This is a genomic window from Haliscomenobacter sp., assembly GCF_040403615.1.
In the GTDB taxonomy this organism is placed as follows: domain Bacteria; phylum Bacteroidota; class Bacteroidia; order Chitinophagales; family Saprospiraceae; genus Haliscomenobacter.
In genome coordinates this window covers 23,404-48,000 of record NZ_JBBAKG010000044.1, presented here as the reverse complement: position 1 = coordinate 48,000, position 24,597 = coordinate 23,404, and the positions used below count along the sequence as shown (strand labels likewise).

The 24,597-nt window shown below is 47.0% G+C and carries 17 protein-coding genes and 1 pseudogene; 13 read left to right on the top strand and 5 right to left on the bottom strand.

Annotated features, from left to right (window positions below):
- Window positions 1–297: 297 nt before the first annotated feature.
- From ABW391_RS15475 to ABW391_RS15450, 6 genes and pseudogenes are all read left to right on the top strand, one after another.
- A complete protein-coding gene (locus tag ABW391_RS15475; protein ID WP_353482795.1) occupies window positions 298–1,272 on the top strand; it encodes a hypothetical protein in 975 nt (324 codons plus the stop codon).
- A 93-nt stretch (window positions 1,273–1,365) separates the two neighbouring features.
- A complete protein-coding gene (locus tag ABW391_RS15470) occupies window positions 1,366–2,289 on the top strand; it encodes a hypothetical protein (protein WP_353482794.1) in 924 nt (307 codons plus the stop codon).
- Between the two features lie 176 nt (window positions 2,290–2,465).
- Window positions 2,466–3,044, top strand: a pseudogene (locus ABW391_RS15465) (NAD(P)H-dependent oxidoreductase).
- An 89-nt stretch (window positions 3,045–3,133) separates the two neighbouring features.
- Window positions 3,134–4,108, top strand: a complete 975-nt coding sequence (locus ABW391_RS15460) for a bile acid:sodium symporter family protein (RefSeq protein ID WP_353482793.1) — start codon at window positions 3,134–3,136, stop codon at window positions 4,106–4,108.
- Between the two features lie 107 nt (window positions 4,109–4,215).
- Entirely contained in the window at window positions 4,216–5,001 is a 786-nt protein-coding gene (locus tag ABW391_RS15455) for a HipA family kinase (RefSeq protein WP_353482792.1), read from the top strand.
- Window positions 4,979–5,362 (top strand): DUF3037 domain-containing protein, encoded by a 384-nt coding sequence (locus ABW391_RS15450; RefSeq protein ID WP_353482791.1) that lies wholly within the window; start codon window positions 4,979–4,981, stop codon window positions 5,360–5,362. Before ABW391_RS15455 ends, ABW391_RS15450 begins: the two co-directional genes overlap by 23 nt.
- 102 nt (window positions 5,363–5,464) lie before the next feature.
- Here ABW391_RS15450 and katG read toward each other — a convergent pair whose 3' ends face one another.
- Entirely contained in the window at window positions 5,465–7,684 is a 2,220-nt protein-coding gene (gene katG, locus ABW391_RS15445) for a catalase/peroxidase HPI (RefSeq protein ID WP_353482790.1), read from the bottom strand.
- A 425-nt stretch (window positions 7,685–8,109) separates the two neighbouring features.
- Between katG and ABW391_RS15440 the strand changes: the two genes are divergently transcribed.
- The 4 genes from ABW391_RS15440 to ABW391_RS15425 all read left to right on the top strand — a co-directional run bounded on the left by ABW391_RS15440 (window position 8,110) and on the right by ABW391_RS15425 (window position 14,923).
- On the top strand, window positions 8,110–11,205 hold the full coding sequence (locus ABW391_RS15440; protein ID WP_353482789.1) for a VPS10 domain-containing protein: 3,096 nt from the start codon (window positions 8,110–8,112) through the stop codon (window positions 11,203–11,205).
- Window positions 11,206–11,486: 281 nt separating this feature from the next.
- On the top strand, window positions 11,487–12,755 hold the full coding sequence (locus ABW391_RS15435; RefSeq protein ID WP_353482788.1) for a YeiH family protein: 1,269 nt from the start codon (window positions 11,487–11,489) through the stop codon (window positions 12,753–12,755).
- A 3-nt stretch (window positions 12,756–12,758) separates the two neighbouring features.
- Window positions 12,759–14,138 (top strand): FAD-binding oxidoreductase, encoded by a 1,380-nt coding sequence (locus ABW391_RS15430; RefSeq protein ID WP_353482787.1) that lies wholly within the window; start codon window positions 12,759–12,761, stop codon window positions 14,136–14,138.
- A 56-nt stretch (window positions 14,139–14,194) separates the two neighbouring features.
- On the top strand, window positions 14,195–14,923 hold the full coding sequence (locus ABW391_RS15425; RefSeq protein WP_353482786.1) for a hypothetical protein: 729 nt from the start codon (window positions 14,195–14,197) through the stop codon (window positions 14,921–14,923).
- Window position 14,924: 1 nt separating this feature from the next.
- Here the strand turns inward: ABW391_RS15425 and ABW391_RS15420 are convergent, their stop codons facing one another.
- From ABW391_RS15420 to glmM, 4 genes are read right to left on the bottom strand one after another with little or no spacing between them, the layout of a single operon-like run.
- Window positions 14,925–15,992, bottom strand: a complete 1,068-nt coding sequence (locus ABW391_RS15420; protein ID WP_353482785.1) for a CaiB/BaiF CoA transferase family protein — start codon at window positions 15,990–15,992, stop codon at window positions 14,925–14,927.
- Window positions 15,993–16,012: 20 nt separating this feature from the next.
- A complete protein-coding gene (locus ABW391_RS15415; RefSeq protein ID WP_353482784.1) occupies window positions 16,013–17,140 on the bottom strand; it encodes a cysteine desulfurase family protein in 1,128 nt (375 codons plus the stop codon).
- A gap of 29 nt (window positions 17,141–17,169) precedes the next feature.
- Entirely contained in the window at window positions 17,170–18,678 is a 1,509-nt protein-coding gene (locus ABW391_RS15410) for an aminotransferase class V-fold PLP-dependent enzyme (protein WP_353482783.1), read from the bottom strand.
- Window positions 18,679–18,714: 36 nt separating this feature from the next.
- Window positions 18,715–20,091: a phosphoglucosamine mutase gene (glmM, locus tag ABW391_RS15405; protein WP_353482782.1), complete on the bottom strand. Its 1,377-nt coding sequence runs from the start codon at window positions 20,089–20,091 to the stop codon at window positions 18,715–18,717.
- A 130-nt stretch (window positions 20,092–20,221) separates the two neighbouring features.
- Here glmM and ABW391_RS15400 point away from each other — a divergent pair, with 130 nt between their 5' ends.
- The 3 genes from ABW391_RS15400 to ABW391_RS15390 all read left to right on the top strand — a co-directional run bounded on the left by ABW391_RS15400 (window position 20,222) and on the right by ABW391_RS15390 (window position 24,580).
- The gene (locus tag ABW391_RS15400; protein ID WP_353482781.1) at window positions 20,222–20,806 is read left to right on the top strand and encodes a phosphatase PAP2 family protein; all 585 of its coding nucleotides are present in this window, start codon (window positions 20,222–20,224) and stop codon (window positions 20,804–20,806) included.
- On the top strand, window positions 20,807–21,547 hold the full coding sequence (locus tag ABW391_RS15395) for a ZIP family metal transporter (RefSeq protein ID WP_353482780.1): 741 nt from the start codon (window positions 20,807–20,809) through the stop codon (window positions 21,545–21,547).
- 198 nt (window positions 21,548–21,745) lie between these two features.
- Window positions 21,746–24,580, top strand: coding sequence for a TonB-dependent receptor (locus ABW391_RS15390; RefSeq protein WP_353482779.1), 2,835 nt, complete (start codon window positions 21,746–21,748; stop codon window positions 24,578–24,580).
- Window positions 24,581–24,597 lie beyond the last annotated feature (17 nt).

The following is a 24,597-nucleotide window of genomic DNA, read 5'->3' as shown; positions in this document are numbered from 1 at the left end:
TAAATGTTCATTATAAGATGGGAACCAGAATTGCACAGGCCTTCCTGGTTATTTAACACAACCTTTCATCCCGCACATTGCCAGAGTTTCGAAAAAATAGGAAGAAGAAGTCAAGAAAATCATTTAAATAGATAGAAATGTCCCAAAAATCGCTTCCCGAAAATGCTTCCTAAGCGTCGCACATTCGGGAAGCGCAAGGTTCTCAATAACACCCACCAATCAAAAAAAACATCAAAAAAAACCAAAACCTCCCCGAAATAGTTTACCTTGCGATAGAAATCAAACAAAAAATCAGGTATGATCATCGCCAACCCCATCTATGACGTAGTGTTCAAATATCTGCTGGAGGATGTAGAGATTGCTCGGGAGTTGCTGTCGACCATTCTAGGGGAGGAAGTGCAAAGTGTGGAAGTAAAACCACAGGAAACCTCCACCGAAACGAGTGGAGATATCCGCATTTTGCGTTTTGATTTCAAGGCAGTAATCAAAAAGGCGAACGGCGAAATCAGCAAAGTCCTCATTGAGTTGCAAAAGGCCAAAAAAGCCTTTGATGTGATGCGCTTTCGGCGCTATCTAGGTGATAATTACCGCAAAGAAGACGATGTACTCAACGATAAAGGTGATCTAGATAAACGCCCGTTACCCATCATCACGATCTACTTTTTAGGTTTCCCATTGAACAGCATTCAGTCGGGAGTGGTCAAAATCAATCGGGAATACCGCGATGTGGTGACCCAGGAAATTCTGGACATCAAAGAGGATTTCGTCGAGTTGTTGACCCACGATTCTTATTTGATACAGGTACGTAAGCTAGCCAAAGCAGCCCGCAACAAACTGGAGCGGGTTCTGCACATTTTTAGTCCGATCTATCAAAGCACAACGGACAAGCATCAACTCGATTTTCAGGGAGATACCAATGACCCCTTGGTCAAAAAAATGTTGGATCGCTTGGGTCGAGCCATTGCCAGCGAAGAAATCCGGGACTTGATGGATGTCGAGGATGAACTGGATCGAATTTTTGATCGAGAGATGAAAAAAAAGGATGAAATCATCGCCGAGAAGGAAGAGGTCATCGCCGAGAAAGAAGAGGTCATCGCCGAGAAGGAAGAGATCATCGCCGAGAAAGAAGAGATCATCGCCGAGAAAGAAGAGGTCATCGCCGAGAAAGAAGAGATCATCGCCGAGAAGGACAAGTTGCTGATTGAAGAATTTCAAAAAAACCTTGAATTACAAAGACAAATCGATGAGTTGAAAAAGCAAATCAAGCCATAGCCATACCGAGAACAATCGCTTCCTAAAAATGCTTCCTATGCGGCGCTTTTTGGGAAGCTTCACGTTTACAGCCAATTAAGAAAAAAACAAAAAATGACCAAGGAAATAATCTGGAATTCAAGTCTTTTAATTTTTGGGATTTTTTTAGTCCTCGCATTTACGATAAATACGATGAATTCAGCTGTAATTCCAGGTTGGCATTCAAATTCATTGTTTCCTCTAATGGGATTTTGGAACAAAATAAAGTTGGGATTAATCGTAGGAGTAGTATTGATAGTTTTCAGGTACTTAAATCTTGGAATTTTGTCAATCGTGAACAAAGATTTAAGATTGCTTGTACTGTTAATTGGATACTCAGTCCCTATTTTGATTGTTCTAATTGGATTGCATTTGTTGATGGACAGTACGATGAATAACTTGCAACAACAGATGTTCCCAATTCAACTTATAAAAAAGGAAATCAGCGCATTAAGAAAAGTCGGGCTGTTTAAATCATGTTCTGACAAATCAGACGAGTTTGTTACAGCATTAGCAATTGGACGAGCAATTTCAAAACAAGACGGTTGGGCGAATTCAGGAGAATATTGGAATGCTGAAACGAATCAGCTAAATAAGCTGGAAATTTTGCGATTGGATACCGAAAAAGTTTGGCAAAAAGCGGATACAGAAATCATTTATGAAGGAAATCGAGCTTATGAAGCTGTAATTGAAGAATTAGGGAAAATATCCGAGGGGAATTTTAATCCAACTGAAATCAACGAAGATTGGGAATCGAGAGAAAAAATAAAGATCACTTTCAAGAATAGAGAAGAGGAACATACCATTTACCCAGAAGTATCCGATGATTGGGCCGATATGGAAGGGATACTAAAATATGTAAACAACAAAATCTTAGCCACGGTGGATTATCAATTTTACTACGGAAAGGGGGGAGATATTTTTGTGATAGGACTGACCCTAAAAGAAAAAGAAGAATTGAGTAAATTAACGGGAATTGAATTCAAAGTAATAAAATAAGAGCTGGATAGAACAACATATCTGTTTCCAGACTCTAAAAAGAAGCCTAATCAATACCGGATGAATCCTGAAACCAAAACCTGTAAATCATGTAAATCATTTCCATAATTGTGTAACTTCATTGGCTGATTATGCGGGTACTTTTGTCTAAAATGACTTCATTTTAAACTTAGGACATGAAAAAAGTACTCATTATCAATGGCCATCCCGATAAAGAAAGTTTCTGTTATGCTTTGGCAGAGCGCTACAAGAAAGGTGCAGATGCCGCCGGAGCTGAATGCAAGCTGGTGCATTTGATTGATTTGAAATTTAACCCAATTTTGACTTTTGGTTATCGAAAAATCTCCGAGTTAGAGCCCGATTTATTGAATATGCAACAAGAAATCACCGCGGCAGACCATTTGGTTTTTGTGTACCCGAATTGGTGATCCACTTTGCCCGCACTTTTAAAAGGTTTTATCGATCGGGTTTTTGTACCAACTTTCGCCTTTAAGTACCGGCCCAACTCTCCATTTTGGGACAAATTATTGAAAGGAAAAACCGCAAGGCTGATTGTTACGATGGACACCCCACAGTGGTATTACTGGTTGATCAATAAAAATGCCGGACACAATGCGATGAAAGTAGGCATTTTGGAATTTTCTGGAATAAAGCCCGTAAAGATTTCATCATTTGCCATCATTAAATCATCAACCGCAACGAAAAGAAACAAATGGCTTGATGATGTGGAAAATTTAGGGAAAAAGCAAGGGTAATGGATTACAACAAAGCTGAAAAATTCTAAGGGAGGAAACCGGAGCTCAATGGTTTTGGGTAATAGCGTTATCTTGCAGCCATTGACCTTTTGAAAATGAAAATTGACAAATTCATCCTTGGTATCATCGGCGTGGTGCTGCTTGCCTATTTTTTCCCGGAATGGGGAAGCAGTGATAGTCCAATTCCCCTCAACCTGATCGGGAGCATCGGGATCTCGCTGATTTTCTTTTTTTACGGACTGAAATTGAGTCCGGCTCAAATCAAAACCGGGTTAAAAAACTGGCAATTGCACATTCTGGTACAGTTTTCTACCTTTCTGGTATTTCCGCTGATCGTCCTGCTTTTTTACCCCTTTATGCGTTCCGCTCACGAGCAAACGCTTTGGTTGGGGTTTCTCTTTTTGGCTGCATTGCCCTCTACCGTTTCGTCATCGGTGGTCATGGTAAACATAGCCAAAGGCAACGTTCCAGCGGCAATTTTCAACGCGAGTATTTCAGGATTGATCGGGATTGTCATCACTCCGCTTTGGATGGGTCTTTTTATGCAGCACACCGCAACTGATTTTAATCTAAGCAGCATTTACCTCAAGCTCATCACCGAAATTCTGGTGCCCGTTGCCCTCGGCGTGGCCTTACAACCTTATTGGGGAAAATTCGCCCAGGAATACAGCCGGTACCTGACCTCCTTTGACCGATCCATCATTTTACTGATCATTTTCAAAAGCTTTGCGGAATCCTTTGAAAAAAACGTGTTCAGTTCGGTTGATGTGGGCGATTTATTGCTGATTTCGGTGGCCACAACTGCCCTATTTTATGCAGTGTTTTTTCTGACCGGATTCATGGCCGATCAACTGGGTTTTAGCCAGGAAGACCGCATTACGGTGCAGTTTTGTGGTTCCAAAAAATCGCTTGTGCACGGCACTGTTTTTTCCAAAATTTTATTTCAGCACCTGCCCTCAGTGGGAATCATGCTGCTCCCTTTGATGATTTTTCACGCTTTGCAGCTGTTCATCGTCAGTGTGATTGCATCAAAATTGGCCAAGCGAGACATTATTCCGACCTAAAAGCCAGCCCCAGGCATAAAGCTTGTACACAGAAAAACAGGCATCATGGATTATGTTGAGCCAAGATTGGTTACTTTTACCCCCATCGTTACCATTTATCCTACAAAATGAACACGTTGCGCACCGTTACCGTCACCCGTTACCTGCAACCCCTGCGGGAAGGGGGTTCATTGCCCGCACTGGCAGAAGCCGACGATGGCTTCAAGTATGTGGTCAAATTCAAAGGCAGTGGCCATGGCGTAAAAACGCTGATTGCCGAACTACTCGGTGGCGAGATTGCCCGGGCACTGGGGCTCAAAGTACCTGAGCTGGTTTTTGCTGAATTGGATGAGGATTTTGGCCGTACCGAAGGAGACGAAGAAATTCAGGATTTGTTGAAAGCCAGCCAAGGCTTAAACCTGGGATTGCATTTTTTATCCGGTGCCTTCACTTACGATCCCGCAGTGACAACCCTTGATCCGCTCTTGGCCTCCAAAATTATCTGGTTGGATGGTTTGATTACCAACGTAGACCGGTCGTACCGCAATACCAACATGCTGTCCTGGAACAAAGAGTTGTGGCTCATCGATCATGGCGCGGGGCTTTATTTTCATTACAGTTGGGATGGAATAGCACCCAATCCTGCGGCGACTATGCCGTACATAAAAAACCATGTTTTGCTGTCACAAGCCACCCAAATGGAGGAGGCCGACCGGATTTGCAGCGCCTTGCTCACTGAAAACAAACTTCAAGAAATCGTTCAATTGATCCCTGACGAATGGCTCAGTTGGGATTTGCGAGACGAAACCCCGGATCAATTGAGAGCCGTGTATTTCCAATTCTTGAGCCAAAGGATGAATTTTTCCAAGCAGTTTATTAAAGAAGTCCAGGATGCAACCAAAACACTTGTATGAGTATGCCATTGTAAGGGTTGTACCTGTAGTCGAACGGGAAGAGTTCGTGAATGCTGGCGTGATCTTGTTCTGTAAAAAGCAGAAACTGGTGCGAATGCAGTATCAGCTTCGAGAAGAGAAAATCCTGGCCCTCAAGCCAAACGCAGACCTGGAAGAGATCCAAAAAAATCTGGAGGCTTTTTGTAAGATAGCAGCCGGAGAAAAAAACAGCAGCCCCATTGCCCAACTAGACCCTGCCGAGCGCTTCCGCTGGCTTACCGCGGTACGCAGCGCGTCGATTCAAACCTCGCGGCCTCATCCCGGCATCTGTACCGATTTGGAAAAAACCTTTCAGGCGCTGTTTGTGGATATGGTGGGGTAGTTTCCTTCTGATTGGATGCAATTTTTTTACAAAAAAAAGGTGACCTGTTTCCAGATCACCTCCCAACTTTCAACGGTTATTTTTCTGCCTTGCGGCCAATCATCATTGCGCCAATTCGAAGCGATCCAGGTTCATCACCTTGTTCCATGCCGCTACGAAGTCGTGTACGAAACGTTCTTTGGCATCATCACATGCGTATACTTCAGCGATGGCACGAAGTTCGGAGTTTGAACCAAAAATCAGGTCAACCCGGCTAGCCGTCCATTTTACCTTGCCCGTTTTGCGATCGCGGCCCTCAAACACATTTTGGGCATCCGAAGTTGCATTCCAGGTGGTACCAAAATCAATGAGGTTGACGAAGAAATCGTTGGTCAGTGCTCCAGGAGTCTGGGTAAACACTCCGTGTTGAGCGTGATCAAAATTGGTGTCCAGCACACGCAAACCACCAACCAGCGCCGTCATTTCAGGAGCAGTCAGGGTCAGGAGTTGCGCCTTGTCTATGAGTATTTCTTCGGCGGAGGTGGCATAATGTCCTTTCAGGTAGTTGCGGAACCCGTCTGCATTGGGCTCTAATACGCAAAAGGAATCAACGTCTGTGTGAGCTTGATCTGTATCATTGCGGCCAGGGGCAAAAGGCACGGTTACTGCATGACCAGCATCTTTCGCAGCCTGTTCGATACCTGCGCAACCACCCAGCACGATCAAGTCGGCAAGTGAAACTGCCTTACCACCAGTTTGAGCGCTGTTGAATGCGGTTTGAATGCTTTCCAGCGTGGTCAAAATAATGGCCAATTGAGTTGGGTTGTTGACTGCCCAATCCTTCTGAGGTGCCAAGCGAATGCGGGCGCCGTTTGCACCACCGCGCTTATCCGAACCACGGAACGTAGAGGCAGATGCCCAAGCAGTAGATACCAGTTGAGACACCGTAAGGCCAGAAGCAAGAATTTGAACTTTCAATGCAGCGATGTCCTGAGCATCGATCAGTTCATGCGTAACTGCGGGGATCGGATCTTGCCAGATCAATACCTCGGCGGGTACTTCCGGGCCGAGGTAACGGACACGAGGCCCCATATCGCGGTGCGTCAGCTTGAACCATGCACGGGCAAATGCATCAGCCAATTGATCTGGATTCTCGTGGAAATGTCTTGAAATTGGTTCATAAATGGGATCCATGCGCAAGGCTATATCCGTGGTAAACATGATCGGTGCGTGGCGTTTTGATGGGTCGTGGGCATCTGGCACCGTACCTGCGGCAGCGCCATCTTTTGGTTTCCACTGATGAGCGCCCCCAGGGCTCTTGGTCAATTCCCATTCGAACCCAAACAAGTTCTTGAAGTAGTTGTTGCTCCATTGCGTTGGCGTTTCTGACCACGCGCCTTCAAGTCCGCTGGTGATGGTATAGGCAGCATTGCCAGTGCCAAAGGTGTTTTTCCAACCCATGCTTTGCTCCTCGATGCCTGCTGCTTCAGGTTCGCGACCAACATATTTGCCAGGATCTCCTGCGCCGTGGGCTTTGCCAAAGGTGTGTCCACCAGCAATCAGGGCAACAGTTTCTTCGTCATTCATGGCCATGCGGCCAAAAGTTTCGCGGATGTCGCGAGCTGCTGCAAGTGGATCAGGCGTTCCGTTAGGGCCTTCTGGATTCACATAGATGAGTCCCATCTGAACCGCTCCAAGTGGGTTTTCCAATTCGCGATCGCCAGTATAGCGCTTGTCGTCCAACCACTCGGTTTCTGATCCCCAATAGATGTCTTCTTCAGGTTCCCAAACATCTTCACGTCCACCTGCAAAACCAAAAGTCTGAAAACCCATTGATTCCAATGCACAGTTGCCGGCAAGAATCATCAAGTCTGCCCAAGAAAGCTTTTTGCCGTATTTCTTTTTAACTGGCCAAAGCAATAAACGTGCTTTGTCGAGGTTGCCGTTGTCTGGCCAGCTGTTGAGGGGTGCAAAACGCTGGGTTCCATTGCCCGCGCCGCCACGTCCATCAGCAATGCGGTAGGTACCGGCGCTGTGCCAGGACATCCGGATTAAAAACGGTCCATAGTGACCGTAGTCGGCTGGCCACCAATCTTGAGAGGTGGTCATCAGTTCGACGATATCTTTCTTTACGGTTGCCAGGTCAAGCGAATTGAATTCCTCAGCATAATTAAACGCCTCACCCATGGGATTGGAAAGAGAGGAGCGTTGACGGAGGATGTTCAACTTCAACTGATTGGGCCACCAGTCATGGTTTCTGGTACCACCACCAGCACTCTGCTTTAGAACGCCGCCCGAATAAGGGCATTTGCTTTCGCCGTTCGTACTTTTAGTATTATCCATTGTGCGATTGTTTTTAAATACTGCTCAAAAATACCACAGAATTTCCGACTAATTTCATTTATAATAGTGATCTTTTCATAGGTAAAAGCTATGGTTTTTGTTGCTGCTTTCGGTAGAAGGGTGTTGGAGCAACGGTTTGAGGTATCCATTTGAAAAAATAAACTTGACTTTTCAAAAAGACCAGGCAATTGGAAACTTGTTAAATTTTTATTTTTAGATTTGACAATTATCCACCGGGGCGATAAAAAAATAAGTGTTCATTTTGCCCCACCATAAGTAGTGGGGCAAAAATAAGTGATCATTTTTCTTGAGCCAGAGAATTAGATAAGACACTTGAAATGAAACGTTTACTTATCTAATCCTCTGGCAAAATGATCACTTATTTTTTTATCGCCCCTAACAGGTAAACGCCTAACCAATTTAGTATGAAAAAACTGCTTTTTACGCTCCTGAACCTGGTCTTGTTCAGCACACTACAGGCACAAAATTCTGCTGCCTTCACCAATCCATACGAAGCCAAGTACTTCGAAAAATTCAAATGGCGCAACATTGGCCCACTTCGTGGTGGTCGCTCGTTGGGCTGCACGGGTAGCCCCGGTCGCAACAACGAATACTACTTCGGAGCCACCGGCGGTGGCCTCTGGAAAACCACCGATGGCGGCCAGGAATGGTTTCCAGTGACCGATGGACAAATCACTTGCTCCTCTATTGGCGCGGTAGCAGTAGCCGAAACCAATCCCGACATTGTTTACATCGGCGGCGGTGAAACCGAATTGCGCGGCAGCATCACCCAGGGTGACGGCATGTACAAATCCAGTGACGGGGGCAAAACCTGGCGCAGCATCGGCTTGAAAGAAACGCAGGCCATCTCCAGAATACGCGTTCACCCCACCAATCCCGACATCGTTTACGTTAGTGCTTTGGGGCACCCTTATGGCGACAATGAAGAGCGTGGGGTGTTTCGTTCTATGGATGGCGGCAATACCTGGAAAAAGGTCTTGTACGTCAGTCCCAAAACAGGTGGTGCTGACTTGATCATTGATCGGGTCAATCCCAAAATCATTTACGCCTCTACCTGGCAAGTGTACCGCAAAACCTGGAAAATGTGGGGCGGTGGCCCTGAGTGCAAACTCTGGAAATCATTAGATGGCGGCGACTCCTGGATCGAAATCAGCAAAAACCCCGGTATGCCCGCTGCACCCCTGGGCAAAATCGGCATCACAGTTTCTCCGGTTGACAATAATCAGCTTTGGGCCATTGTAGAAGCCAACGATGGCGGGGTATACCGCTCTGACGACGGCGGTTGGTCCTGGAAAAAAATCAACGAAGACCGCAAACTACGGCAACGGGCTTTCTACTACTCGCGCATCTATGCCGATCCTTTTGACAAAAATACCGTGTACTGCCTCAACGTGGATTTTTACAAATCAACCGATGGCGGGGTCAATTTTGACAAAGAGATCACCGGCCCGCATGGGGACTACCACGACTTGTGGATCGATCCCAACAACCCTCAGCGCATGATTGTAGCCGATGACGGCGGGGGCAGTGTTTCCGTCAATGGTGGCCAAAGTTGGACGGAGCAGGATTATTGCACCACCCAGTTCTATCACGTCACCGTTACCAATGATGTGCCCTATCACGTAGCGGGAGCCCAGCAAGACAACAGTACACTGGCCATTCCCAGCGATGGCTGGAATTTTATGCAAGCAAACGGCCCCAATCACGGTTGGTATTATGCAGTGGGGGGCGGCGAAAGCGGTTACATCACGCAGCATCCCGTCAACAAAGACATTTTCTACGCCGGCAGCCAAGGGGCATTGCTGACGCGCTACGACCGCAGCAATGGTCAAATCCGCGATATCCAGGTGTATCCGCGCTTCTTTTCAGGCGAACCATCCAGTGCCTTGCCTGAACGCTGGCAGTGGACTTATCCGATCGTATTTTCTCCCAAAGATCCCAATATGTTGTTCACTTGCTCGCAGCACGTGTGGAAAACTACCGATGATGGGCAAAGCTGGGAAAAAATCAGTCCCGACCTCACCTACGCCGATCCCGAAACCCTGGGGCCAACCGGAGGCGAGATCACCAAGGACATGAATGGCCCGGAAATTTATGCCACGGTTTATTCCCTTGCGCCTTCCAACCACGATGTAAACACCATCTGGGCAGGATCAGACGATGGCCGCATCCACATTACCCGCGATGGTGGCAAATCCTGGCAGGACATCACCCCCAAAGATTTGCCCAAACACTCGGTGGTGAGCATCATTGACGAATCTCGACATACGCCCGGTACGGCTTATGTGGCCGTATACCGCTATCAGGTCGACGACCGCCAACCTTACGTGTTCCGCACCAAAGATTACGGCAAAACCTGGACCAAAATCGTGACGGGCATCGCCAACGGGCATTTTGCACGCTCGGTTCGGGAAGACCATGTTCGACCAGGACTGTTGTTTTTGGGTACTGAGCATGGCGCATATGTATCCTTTGATGCAGGCGACCATTGGCAGCCGCTGCAACTCAATTTGCCAGATACCCCGATTCGCGATTTGGTGATCAAAGACAATGACGTGGTACTTGGTACGCATGGCCGTGGCTTCTGGATTCTGGACGACATCCAGCCTTTCCGCCAACTGACGCCCGAAAACATCAAACAACCCGCCATGTTGTTTCAACCCGCCGATGCCATTCGCGGCATTACTACGGCTACGTTTCAATACTATTTGCAGGAAAAAGCAGACTCGGTGCTGATTGAGATTTTGGACGCCAAAGGGACTTTGATTGACAAATTCAAAGGCGACAATGCGCCAGCCAAAGCCGAAGGAGGTCCTGCCTGGTCTCGTGGCCCCGGAAAGCCCTCCACCAATGCAGGTCTTAATGCTTACTCCTGGAACCTCCGTTATTCGGGAGCTACTGTTTTTGAAGGCATGATCCTCTGGGGTGCCCGCCCACAAGCAGGTCCCAAGGCGCCATTGGGCAAATACCAGGTGCGGTTTACAGCAGGAAAATACAGCCAGACTTATTCTTTCCAAATCGGGATGAACCCCAATCTGAAAGGCATTACCGCCGCTGATTTGCAAGAACAGTTTGACGTTGCGCTGAAAATTCGGGACAAGGAAAGTGCTGGCAATGAAGCGGTAATTCGCATTCGCGCTTTGCGCAAACAAATCGAAGCCCGCATGAAAGAAACCACCGACGGTGCATTCACGGCTACCGCCAAAGACTTGAATGCCAAAATTACCGCCATTGAAGAAGACCTTTACCAAACCAAAAACCGCAGCGACCAGGATCCTTTGAATTTCCCGATCAAACTGGGCAACCGGATCTCTGCGGTGCGCCGCAGTTTGGAATCGGGCGATGCAAAACCTACCGCTGGAGTGTACAAGGTCTTTGCCGAATTGAGCAAAGAACTGGAAGGTCATTTGACCAAATTGGATGCCACCATTTCTGGCGCTCTTCCGGGCTTAAACAAGCAATTGCTGGCCTTGCAACTGAAAGAAGTCAAGGACAAATAAGGAGATAGAAGTTGGCAAAGGGGCGATAAAAAAATAAGTGTTTCATTTTGCCAAAGGATTAGATGAGTAAACGGTTCATTTCAAGTTTCTTATCTAATCCTTTGGCTCCAAGAAAATGAAACACTTATTTTTGCCCCACAACAAAGGGTGATTTTTTGACAGCCTTTGCCAACTTCTACAATTTCTATCAACTTTACCTTAATTATTCTTTTTTTTCGAAAATGGATTAGCTTTGGCGGCTTAGTATTCTATTCTATTCAATCCTTTACAACCTGTATTCAATGGAAATTTCTCCTCAAAAATCCCGCGTTTTACTGCACGAAGATTGGGCTTCGGTCTGCATTGGGTTCATCATTATTTTTTTGGCCATTGGCTTGTTTGTATTGCCTGCGCCCGAATACGGTTGGAAGACCTTCTCGGATCTGTTTGGAGCGGTATTTTCAGGAGGCAACCTGGGCAAGATCGCTGCTCAATTTTTGTTGGTATTTGCGGGTGGTGCGCTGGGAGTAGTACTGACTGGCGGCAAATTGCGCTACTTCTTGCAAGGTTTTCCACTCTTGTTTCTGCTTACTTTGTTTGCGCAGGTTTTGGCGGGCAATGCCCAGGTAAAGGCGCTCAACCTGGAGGCAGTTATCTTTAGTTTGTTGCTGGGCTTGCTGATTCGACAATTGTTCAACTTACCCGCCTGGTTCAATGGAGCTTTGACAACGGAGTTGTTTGTCAAGATAGGCCTGGTTCTACTGGGTAGCAGCGTCATTTTTACCGACATTTTGAAAAACGGCACACTGGGACTGATCCAGTCTCTGGTGGTGGTTTTAAGCGTTTGGTATTTTTCATACTGGGTCTGCAAACGCTGGAAAATTGATGAGGAGTTGGCGTTTATGCTCTCCAGCGCGGTGTCGATCTGCGGGGTTTCGGCAGCCATCGCCACTGCCGGGGCCATCAATGGCGACAGCAAGAAGCTTTCATTTGTAGTATCCCTGGTACTGATCGTTGCTATTCCCATGATGATATTCATGCCGATGATTGCCAATTACCTCGGCTTGTCTCAGGAAGTAACCGGCGCCTGGTTGGGCGGCACCATCGATACTTCTGGTGCAGTAGTCGCTTCTGGATCGATGGTGGGTGAAAAAGCGCTGGAAGTAAGCACCATCGTCAAGTTTTCCCAAAACGTATTGCTCGGGGTAGCTGCCTTTTTCATCAGCATTTATTGGACATTGACGGGCAAAAAGAACGAAGATGGCGTAGCCGTTGAAAAGCCAACCGTAAAAATAATCTGGGATCGATTTCCCAAGTTTGTATTGGGTTTTCTGGTGGCTTCACTGATTTTCTCTTTTATCCTCACACCAGATACGGTTAAGGAAGTAAAAGGACATTTAAAAAACATCCAGACCTTGTGGTTCGGACTTGCGTTTACCAGCATCGGCCTGGAGACCAAATTCTCTGACCTGTTCAAAGATGGTTTCCGCATGCCGTTTTGGGCATTTTTGCTGGCGCAGTTTTTCAACATCATCATTACGCTGATTTTGGCCTATTATCTCTTCAAGTAGAGTATGGATATCGTTCAACAATTAACCGAAGCTTTGGGAGCTGATTGCGTTTTAACACATGATCAAGCAGCACAGCGACTGGCCAGCAATTGGGTCAGCGCAGAAAACCTGAATTGCAAAGCCCTGGTTTTGCCGCACAATACGGAGGAGGTATCCATTGTTTTGAAAATCTGCAATGCAGCTAAACAAGCAGTTGTGCCCCGCAGCGGCACAACCAACGTGGTAGGTGGAACCCATACCCAGGCCCACGAAATTGCCCTCAGCCTGGAGCGCCTGAATACAATCGAGTCTGTAGACATCCCCAATCGAACGGCAACGGTACAAGCCGGAGTAGTTCTACAACAGCTTCAGAATCACCTGCAACCGCTGGGGCTTATTTTCCCGCTTGACTTAGGCGCCAAAGGCAGTTGTATGATCGGCGGAAACATTGCCACCAATGCCGGCGGGCTGCAGGCGATCCGGTACGGGGTGATGCGCAATCTGGTGTTGGGACTGGAAGTGGTATTGGCCGATGGGACCATTCTTTCCTCTATGAATCATTTGCTCAAAAACAATGCGGGGTACGACCTCAAGCACCTGTTTATCGGATCGGAAGGTACTTTGGGCATTGTCACCAAGGCAGTACTCAAACTCGAACCTGCATCCTTGAGCAAAAACACCGCCTACCTTGCCCTCAGTAGCTTTGGGCAAGCTGTCGAATTTTTGAATTTGGCCAAACAAAGTCTGGGAAATTCGCTCACGACTTACGAGCTGATCTGGCAGGATTACTACCGTTTGATGACTTCTCCTCCCTCCCGGCATGCTCCTCCCCTGCCCCAGGATTTTGCGTATTATGTGTTGCTGGAAACCCTGGGATTTCATCCCGAAAATGACCAAAAAGTTTTTCAGGAAACGCTGGAAAAAGCCTTTGAAAGTGGCCTGGTTGACGATGCTTGTTTGGCTCAAAGCCAACAAGAGCTGGATTGGTTTTGGGGCATTCGCGAGCAAGTGGATTTTATTTTTTCGGTACATCGTCCGATCTTTTTATTTGATGTCAGTTTACCCATTGCAGAGATGGGGGCTTATGTAGACACCATCCGTGCGGACTTACAAAAACATTGGCCGGAGGTATTCCTTTATGTTTTTGGCCACATGGGAGATGGCAACCTGCACTTGTACGTCAGCTGTGGGCAAAACGACCACGCCACCCGCATGGAAGTTGAAAGGCTGGTATTTAACCCATTGAGTGCCATTGGAGGTTCTATCACCGCTGAGCACGGGGTGGGTTTGGAGAAAAAAGAATGGTTGCATTTGAGTCGCAATCCAACCGAAATTGCCTTGATGAAAACCTTGAAGGCCACCCTGGATCCTGAGGGAATTTTGAACCCTGGAAAGATTTTTTGACGCTTTACTATACTTGCTTAATTTTGCAATAATGTGAACCCACCATATCAAACACCATGCGTACCTATCGACAAATTGTTCATGCCGTCTTTGCCATTGCATTCGTTCTTTTGGCCAATTCATGCGGCATCAAATACCAGTATTCCAAGGCTTTGAATGATGCAGCACAGCCCAATGCCAGTAAAATCAGTACTGCCCTCACCAAAGTAGTGGCCAATTCCCCCAGCTTGAAGTGGAAAAAAATCAATGGCGAAGACTACGTCCTGGTCTCTTCCTGGAAAGCGGATACCAAATACTATAAAAACGACCAGACCTCAGGGCTTTACAATACTGGAAAATATCCAATATGGGTGACCGTAGCACCAGATTTGCAGAATTGGTATGCTGCGCAAAAAAAAGTCGGAGACCCTGACAAGCGCCTGAAGCAATTGCTGGGTTTGCCCCCCAATGCCGACAAAAAGTTTTTCGTGGAGTTTTGGGTACGTCCGCAAGACCTAATCCGGCCCTGTATTGATACCGAAGTAACCGACGGTGCTTGTGATTTGTACCTGAAAAATGCAGCAGATGCGGATTGCGAGAATCTGCTTTGGCTGACGGAACAGTCCCGCATGTCTTTTGCAGATTCAACGCTGTACAACCGCTATCCATTCACCCAATTGGGGTATACTTATGATTGGAATCCACGCAACAAAAAGCACGTTGGCTTGAGTGAGTTTGTAATCGGAAAAAACAAGAACATCGTGGTTGAGTCGGTATTCACTACATCGGAATATTTGCAGCAATAAGTCATTGCTCCAGGGTAAAAGCTACCGAACGTACGCTTTGCACGGCAGTACCATCGGGCAAGGCCCAATCCAGCAACATTTCGTGGGCAAGTGAATCGGAAAAAACCTCTTGCATGTTGCGCAATCCACCCGCCGGAACGCCCATTTGATGGAATTGCTTCAACAAGGGTTCGCGGTCTTGCAGTTCTATTTTTGCTTGCAGTTGCGCCTGCAAAGCAGTACGATTCAGCACCCGTTGATTGTTGTGGATATAGTCCGCATGTTGAGCCAGTTCATCGAGTTGCAATACTTTGCACAAGTGCTGAAATTGACGATCGTTGCCAATGGCCAGCACAATTTGTGCTCCATCCCTACAAACGAAGAGTTCGCCGTATGGAGCGATATTCGGGTGCAAGGTTCCCATGCGCTGGGGGATTTTTTGCGCCACCAGCCAATTGGTGGCCTGATTGACCAAGGATGCCAAGGCAGCGGCGTACAATGATACACTTACTTTACTTCCGCTTCCGGTTTGGGCGCGTTGTAACAAGGCCAGCAGGGTGCCTTCTTTGAGTTGATGTGCGGCCAGAAGATCAATCAAGGCGACAGGCATTTTTACCGGGTTGCCATCTTTTTCGCCAGTCATGTACAAAAATCCGGCTTCGGCTTGCAGTACAACATCAAATGCAGAACGGTCATCATTGGGGCCATATCCAGTGATTTCCCCATAAATCAGGCGTGAGTTTAGCGGCTTTAAACTAGCGTAATCCAGTCCCAAACGTTGAGCAGATTCGGGTTTGAAGTTGGCCAGCACCACATCGGCGCTTTTGATTTGCTCCAGCACCCAGGCCAATTCTTCCGGCTGGCTCAAATCCATTAACAGGATCTCTTTTCCCCAATTCACGCTGCAATAATAGGCCGAATACGCCCAGGAAGGATCTTCAACCGACAGTTTCCAGCTGCGGGTGACATCTCCATCGGTGGTTTTGTTTTCTATCTTGAGTACAGAAGCACCCAATTCTGCAAAAAACATGCCTACTGCCGGGCCGGCGAGTACGGTAGAGAGTTCGATGACTTTGAGGTCTTGGAGCATGGTTGATTCAATGTTTCCGATCATCCTAAAATTTCCTTCAACTTAACCAGCACCTGATCCACTTCTTCCTTTGTATTCAAATGCGAAAAAGAAAAGCGCAAGGTTTGGCGCAAAGAACCTCTTTTAAGTGCATCCATAACGTGCGAACCTACATCTACACCCGAACTACAAGCGCTACCGCCAGAAGCCGCTACTCCGGCGATGTCCAGATTGAGCAAAAGGAGATCGGCACGTTGAGACAGTGGAAAACCTACACTCAGGATTTTGTAATGCCCTTGTCCAAAAGGATCGCCATTGAATTCTAGGTCTGGAATTTGGGATTGCAATTGTTGAGCAAAATAATCGCGCAATTCTTTAATGTAGGCCTGGCGAGATTCCATTTCAACAGTGGCCAGTTCCAGGGCTTTGGCCATACCCAGTATTCCGGAAATATGTTCAGTTCCACCCCGCATGTTGCGTTCTTGTGAGCCACCGTCGATGTAGGGATGAACAATATTGCTGTTGTTGATGTAAATGAACCCGATGCCTTTGGGGCCATGAAATTTATGCGCCGATCCGGTCAAAAAAGCAATGTTGAGTTGGGATACATCAATGGGGTAAAAGCCAATGGTTTGTACCGTATCAGTGTGAAACAAAGCGTCATGTTGAGTGCACAAAGCCGAAACTTTTACCAAATCCATCAAAGTGCCGATCTCGTTGTTGGCGTGCATCAGGGATACCAGAGTTTTGGTTCCTTTTTGCTGCAGCAATGCTTCCAGGTGCTCCAATTGGATGTGCCCGTCGCTGTTTTGATCCACAAAAACTACTTCCAGGTCTTGTTCTTTAATCAGGGCATCTAAAGAATGCAACACACAATGGTGCTCGGTGCGGGCACTGATGATGCGGCGCACGCCAAGATCTTGCACCGCACGCTTGAGGGCCATGTTGCTGGACTCGGTGCCTCCCGAGGTAAAGAAGATTTCCCCGATAGAGGCATTCAAGCTCCGCGCAATCTGGCGGCGGGCATGCTCTATTGCTGCTCTGGCGGTTCTGCCTTCCTGGTGAATGGAGGAAGGGTTGCCGTCGGTGAGGCGCAGGGCGTCCACCATGGTTTCGATCACCCGTTCGTCGACGGGGGTTGTAGCAGCGTTGTCAAGATAAATGCGCATTCTTTTGGTTTTTCAAGGATTGGGGTTGCTCAAATTAATCCTCTCTGGTTCAATTTACTGTACCACTCTTCAACGAGTTCTTCTTCCAGGTGTTGATTTTCGCGGTGCTGAAATTCGTTGGTGTGTACATTGTACAAATAATCCCGTCCCCAGGTTTCGTGGTTTGCGGCCAATTCGGTGATGGCATCCATGATGTGGCGCACTTCAGCATCTGTCATGACGGGGTGAATCGACATGCGGATCCAACCTGGTTTCTCGGAAAGGTCTCCAAAATTGATTTTATTGGTGATCGAATTGGAATGCTCCCGGGAAACTTCCAGCAGGTAATGGCCGTACGTACCCGCACAGGAGCAGCCTCCGCGCACCTGTATGCCAAAGCGGTCGTTGAGGATGCGTACGCCAAGATTGTAGTGCAGGCCATCGATGTAAAAGGAGATCACCCCCAGGCGATTGCGGTGGCCATGCGCCAAAATGTGCAAGTTGGAAATGTTTTCGAGGCGATCCCAAATGAGGTCAAGCAATTCATGTTCGCGTTGCAAAATATTGGCTACCCCCATTTGCGCCTTGAGTTGCATGCACAAAGCGACGCGCATGGTTTGCAAAAAAGCGGGGGTTCCACCATCTTCGCGGGCTTCGATCTCTTCGATGTATTTGTGGCCACCCCAGGGATTCGTCCAATCCACCGTACCACCTCCGGGATTATCGGGAATGCGGTTTTTGTACAATTTGGCATCAAAAATCAAAATTCCAGTCGAACCAGGGCCGCCCAAAAATTTGTGTGGCGAAAAGAAGATGGCATCCAGGTGTTGTAAGGGATTTGCCGGACGAATGTTGATGTCGATGTATGGTGCGGAGCAAGCAAAATCTACGAAACACAACCCACTATGGCGGTGCATGATTTCGGCGATTTCGTGGTAGGGCGTAAACAAGCCGGTTACATTGGAACAAGAAGTTACCGCAGCGATTTTGGTTTCCCGCTGAGCATACCGCTGAAGCATGGCCTCCAGGTTGTCCAGATCCACCAATCCGTCAGCGGTTGGCGCAATCACTTCCACGTCCACCAAGGTTTCCAACCAGCTGGTTTGGTTGGAGTGGTGCTCCATGTGGCTGATGAATACAATGGGGCGTTGGTTTTCGGCCAATTGCACCAGGTGCTGGTGGCGCTCATGGACTTTCAAACCCAAAATGCGTTGAAATTTATTCACCACCCCGGTCATGCCAGAGTTGGAAGAAATCAACACATCGGATTCATCTGCGCCTACGTAGGCTTTGATGATGGATTTGGCGCGGTGGTAAGCCAGGGTCATGGCGCTGCCCGTAATGGTTGTTTCGGTATGGGTATTGCCTACAAAAGGGGCAATATCATTGGTCAGGATGTCTTCAATGGGCTGGTATTGGCGCCCGCTGGCCGTCCAATCGGCGTAAACAATGGTTTGTAGGCCATAGGGCGTCAAGAATTTTTGATTGGCCCCGATCACGTTTTTCCGATAGATTTGAAAATAGGCTTCCAGTGAAGCAACCATTGTTTGGCTCGTCATGGTTTATTTGGTTTTATTGCTGTGGTTGGTGCCCCTTTATAAGAGCTCCACTACTTCGGCTTTGATTTTATCCACCAGTCCTTGGGCTTCCGTCAAACTGGGGGCTTCGGCATAAATGCGAATGATCGGTTCGGTATTCGACTTGCGCAGGTGCAACCAACTGTTGGCAAAATCGATTTTCAATCCATCGATCATGCTGTGCTCTTCGTGCTGGTATTTTTCTTCCAGTTTTTGCAGGATTCCTTCCAAATCCAGGCCTTCGGGCAGTGAAATTTTGTCTTTCACCATTTGGTAATCGGGATAAGTAACGCGCAATGCAGAAGCGCTGCCATCAAACTTGGCCAACCAGGACAAAAACAGGGCAATTCCCACCAGGGCATCGCGGCCGTAGTGCAATTGGGGAACGATGATGCCACCGTTGCCTTCACCTCCGATTACCGCGTTTACGGCTTTCATTTTTTCGACTACATTTACTTCACCCACTGCGGCAGCAAAATATTGCCCGCCATGCTTAAGGGTTACATCCTTCAAGGCCCGGGAAGAGGACAGATTGGAAACCGTATTGCCAGAGGAACGTTGCAGAATGTAATCTGCAACAGCAACCAGGGTATATTCTTCGCCAAAAGCCACACCATTTTCGCAGACCAGTGCCAGGCGGTCCACGTCAGGATCTACCGCAATGCCCAGGTCAGCGTGGTGCTCCAGGATGGTTGCAGAAAGGGCGGTCAAATGCTCAGGAAGCGGTTCGGGGTTGTGTGCAAACTGCCCATTGGGCGCTCCATTTATGGTGATCACCTCGCAGCCCAGGTATTCCAAAAGTTGAGGCACAGTCAGCGCACCAGAAGAATTGACTGGATCAAGTACAACTTTGAAGCCCCTGGCACGCACTAGATCTACTTCTACCTCGGGCATGTCAATGATGGCCTGGATGTGTTTGTTCAAAAAATCGTTGTCCATTTCAATTTTTCCCAATTGATCAACGGGTTGGTAACTGATGCCGCCATTGGCGATCAGGTTCAGGACGGCTTCGCCATCGGCAGCAGAGATGAATTCGCCTTTTTCGTTGAGAAATTTCAAGGCGTTCCATTCTTTGGGGTTGTGGCTGGCGGTGATGATGATGCCTGCACCAGCCCCGGCAAAGGTTACCGCCATTTCAACGGTGGGCGTAGTGGACAATCCAAGATCGATGACATCAATCCCCAGCGCGATGAGGGTACTGGCCACCAGATCCCGAACCATGGGGCCCGAAATACGGGCATCCCGACCGATGATGACTTTGGCAGGATTGCCTTTTTGCAACAACCAGGTACCAAAAGCAGCGGTACACTCTACGATGTCTTGGGGGGTAAAGTTTTGTCCAGGCAATCCGCCGATGGTGCCTCTGATGCCGGAAATTGACTTGATAAGTGCCATAGGATTTGGGTTAAGATTTGATGCAAAGTTACTATAAGTTGCGGTTTTTCCATTGTTATCCCACAACTATGGACTTCTTCTAATCTTACCTTATATTTGCCCCGTCCGTCTTTGCCTACAATTTAAATTCATGGAAGAACTCACCGCTTTTGATCAATACCTTTTTGAAATCATCAATGGCCACACCCACAATGCGGTACTGGATTGGTTGATGCCCATCTGGCGCGAAAAATCGACCTGGATTCCGTTTTACCTGGCATTGGCCGTTTTTTTGGGGTACAAATATCGGAAAGCTGGATTGTACCTGATTCTGGGTCTGGCTTTGTCCGTAGGGCTGGCCGATACGATTAGCAGCAAGGTCATCAAGCCAGCGGTGCATCGTTTGCGCCCTTGCAATGACCCCGAGATCAAGGATAAAGTGCAGCTTTTGGTGCATTGCGGCAGTGGCTACAGCTTCACTTCATCGCATGCGGCCAATCATTTTGCGGTGGCCGCATTTTTGAGTTTGACGCTGGGTTTGCATTATCGGCGCATTCGTTTGCCCTTGCATTTGTGGGCGGCGAGCATCGCGCTGGGACAAGTGTATGTTGGGGTACATTATCCACTGGATATTTTAATGGGGGCATTTTTAGGATTAATCATTGGCAACATTGTTGCAAAAACGTACCTTCGCTTTTTTAAACAACTATTCTTTCCAAATCAAGCATCATTCTGAATGTACATCTGGGAATATCTGCTCCTGTTTTTAACCCCAATAATTGGAGGCGTACTGGCTTTTTCATTGGGCAATAAGAAGCCCAAAGTGGTACGGTACACCATGTTGTTCAACGGCGCTTTTATTCTGGGTGTGGTACTGGTACAACTGCTCCCCGATTTGTTTTCCAAAGGAGATCATTACACCGGATTGTGGATGTTGCTGGGATTCGGATTGCAAATGCTACTCGAAGAATGGTCGGGAGGCGTTGAGCATGGTCACCTTCATGCACATGGGCAAAAAACGGGTTGGTTGGCATTTTCTATCATGTTGGGATTGTGCCTACATGCTTTGATTGAAGGGCTGCCCTTAGGGGGGTATCGAGCTTTTATTCATTCCATCCAAGGAAGCAATAGCGAGAATCAGTTTCATCACCTGTTTCTGAGCATCTTGATACACAATATTCCGGCGGCTTTTGCACTGACTTCTTTTTTGTTGATGAGTGGCATTCAGCGGTGGTCAAGCGCCATTTTTTTGCTCTTGTTTGCTTCGATGGCGCCCATTGCTGCGTTTTCTGCCCAGTTTTTCCTCAACAGCCCATCCACCTTGGCTATTTTGCTTTCCATTGTCACTGGCAATTTGTTGCAAATTGGTTCCACCATCCTTTTTGAAAATGATGCCCACTCCAGCCATCAATTCTCGATTGGCAAATGGTTGGCGTTGATTTTAGGTTTTGGGTTGTCGGCCATTCATTTCAATTGAGTAATTCTTTGGTAAACCTTCCTAATTTAGCCTAAATACACAAAATAATTTCTTTATAGGTGTAATGTTCGGAATAATAATTTGTCCGGTTCTTTACTCCTGGCTAAAATTCAGTTTACAAAAGATTAACTATTAGCGAATTTTCACTAATTTGCCCCCCATTTAGAATATTATTCGCTCACTATATCGGTTTTCAGCATGAAATATCTATCTAAGTCGCTGATGCTAAGCATCATTTTGTTTTTTTCTGGTTCGTGCATTTTTTATGCCCAAACAACCATTCGAGGAGAAATCAAAGATGCCAATAGCAAAGAGGGGTTGGCCAATGCGACGGTGATTCTGAAAGGAACCACAGAAGGGGTTGTTGCAGATTTGGAAGGCAAATTTGAATTGTCTACTCAACAAAAGCTTCCATTTACCATCCTGGTTTCTTATGTAGGGTATACCGATAAGGAAGTAAGCGTAACCACTTCCAGTCAAATAATTGTCGTAGATCTTTCCGAAGATGCCGTTACCATTGATCAGGTTGAAGTGAAAGGCCGACGCATTTCCGAAAAGAAGGTACAATCGCCCTTGACCATGGAAACCCTGGATGCCATCGGGATAACCGAAACGCCTGCGGCAAACTTCTATGATGGCTTGGGTTCGTTGAAGGAAGTGGATTTGACCGCGGCAAGTTTGGGATTCAAAATCATCAACATGCGGGGCTTCAACAGTACCAGTCCGGTGCGTTCCTTGCAAATCATTGATGGCGTGGACAACCAGTCGCCAGGCTTGAACTTCTCTCTGGGCAACTTTTTGGGTGCTTCCGAGCTGGATGTCAACAATGTGACGCTGATTATCGGGGCTTCTTCTGCATTTTATGGCCCCAATGCCTTCAATGGCGTAGTGAGCATGCAAACCAAAAACCCGTTTTTGAACAAAGGCCTAAGCGTGCAAATCAAAGGTGGGCAGCGCAGTTTGTTTGAAGGTGGAATTCGTTGGGCAGATGCCATTAAGAATAAAGCAGGTAAAGAATTCTTTGCTTTCAAATTCAACATCTCCGGATTTAGAGCCGACGACTGGATCGCCGACAATTATGATCCAGTATACGATACTCCAAGCGGCAAGAACAACCCGGGAGGTTTTGATGGTGTAAACATCTATGGCGACGAATACTTGATTTCCAATGACTTTACCAATTCCTTTTCATTGCCCGGTATGGGAATTATCCACCGCAAGGGCTATAAGGAAATTGATGTAGTCAATTACAATTCTGAAAACCTGAAAGCGGCAACTGCGCTGCATTTTCGCATCAACCCCGCCAAAGATTACAAATCCGCAGAGCTGGTTTTGGGTACCAACTACAGCACGGGTACGACCGTTTATCAAGGCGACAACCGCTACAGTTTGCGGGGCATTCAGTTTTTTCAGCACAAAATTGAACTGAAGCAAACCGACAAATACTTCCTGCGGTTTTATGCAACCCATGAAGATGCTGGAGATTCTTACGATCCTTATTTTACGGCTTTGCAATTGCAGGAAAATGCAAAAGAAGACGTAAAGTGGGCATCAGACTACATCAATTTCTGGCAAACCAGCATTAACCCTAGGGTAAGAAAGATTGAGGGCTATCCCAATCCCATCAATTTCATTGGAAAGCCGGATGAGTTTCGAGTTGCTCAAAATGCATTTTTAGGCAACTCCAAAGTTCAAGATTCTTTGGAGATATACCATTCTTTGGCGCAGCTTCAGGTGGCCAAAGGGAATGCTCTCTTTCAATCGGTGGATTTCTTTGAACCCGGTACTGATCGATTCAACAAAGAGTTCAACAGCATCATTAGCCGCTTAGGATACAGCGAAGGCGGCACGCGTTTTTATGACCGCTCGGCTTTGTACCACGCCAATGGTGAATACCACTTCAATGATTTGGTGAAAGCAGAAAAAGGAGGAAAAGTAACCGATCTTGACCTTTTGGTAGGAGCCAGCTATCGTTTGTATACGCCCAATTCCAAGGGATCCATTCTTTTGGATACTGGCGACACTAAAATCAATACCTATGAATACGGTATTTATGGCGGCGGAACGATAGAACTGGATAAAAGATTGAAAATCAGCGGTTCAATGCGCCTGGACAAAAACAAGAACTTCGATTACCTGTTTTCACCAGCCGCCTCTCTGGTGTATACTCCTGATCGCAATCAGGTATTTCGGTTCTCGTTTTCTTCCGCGATTCGCAACCCTACCCTGGCAGATCAATACTTGTTTTACAATGTAGGTCGGGCCATTTTGATCGGCAATTTAAATGGATTTAACAACTTGTTGACCGTTGAATCCTTGCGTGAATATTTGAATACCAAAGACAATACCAAACTTTCGTATTTCAACGTGGCTCCAATCCGCCCTGAAAGAGTGCGAACGCTTGAAGCAGGATACCGCAATACTTTTTTTGACAAATTGTATGTTGACGCCACTTACTACTACAGTTTTTACAATGATTTCATTGGGTACAATATTGGTGTAGATGCTACCATTGAGTCATTTACCAACTCGATCACCCGCGCTCAAGCTTATCGGGTGGCGGCCAATGCCAAAGATCGGGTAACTACCCAAGGCCTTTCTATCGGAACCAGTTATTATTTTGGGCAAAATTATGTGCTGGGCGGAAACTACTCTTTCAACCAACTCAATAGCGTGAGCGACGATCCGATTATCCCGGCGTTCAATACCCCTAAGCACAAGTACAACATCAGCCTTTCCGGGCGTGATTTGGCTGTGAAATTTTTGGGGATCAAATTCCCTGATTTTGGGTTCAACATCAATTACAAGTGGATTGAGGGGTTTATTTTTGAAGGATCACCTCAATTTACAGGGGGTATTCCCAGCTACAGCATGCTGGATGCCCAGGTGAATTGGCAAGTAAAAAAGATCAACACAACCTTCAAACTCGGAGGTTCTAACTTATTGAACAACTTGACTTTCCAAACGTATGGAGGCCCTCGGATTGGCCGCATGGCTTATTTATCCATGACTTACGATTGGAAGAAAAAATAATAAACCTTATATTCAAG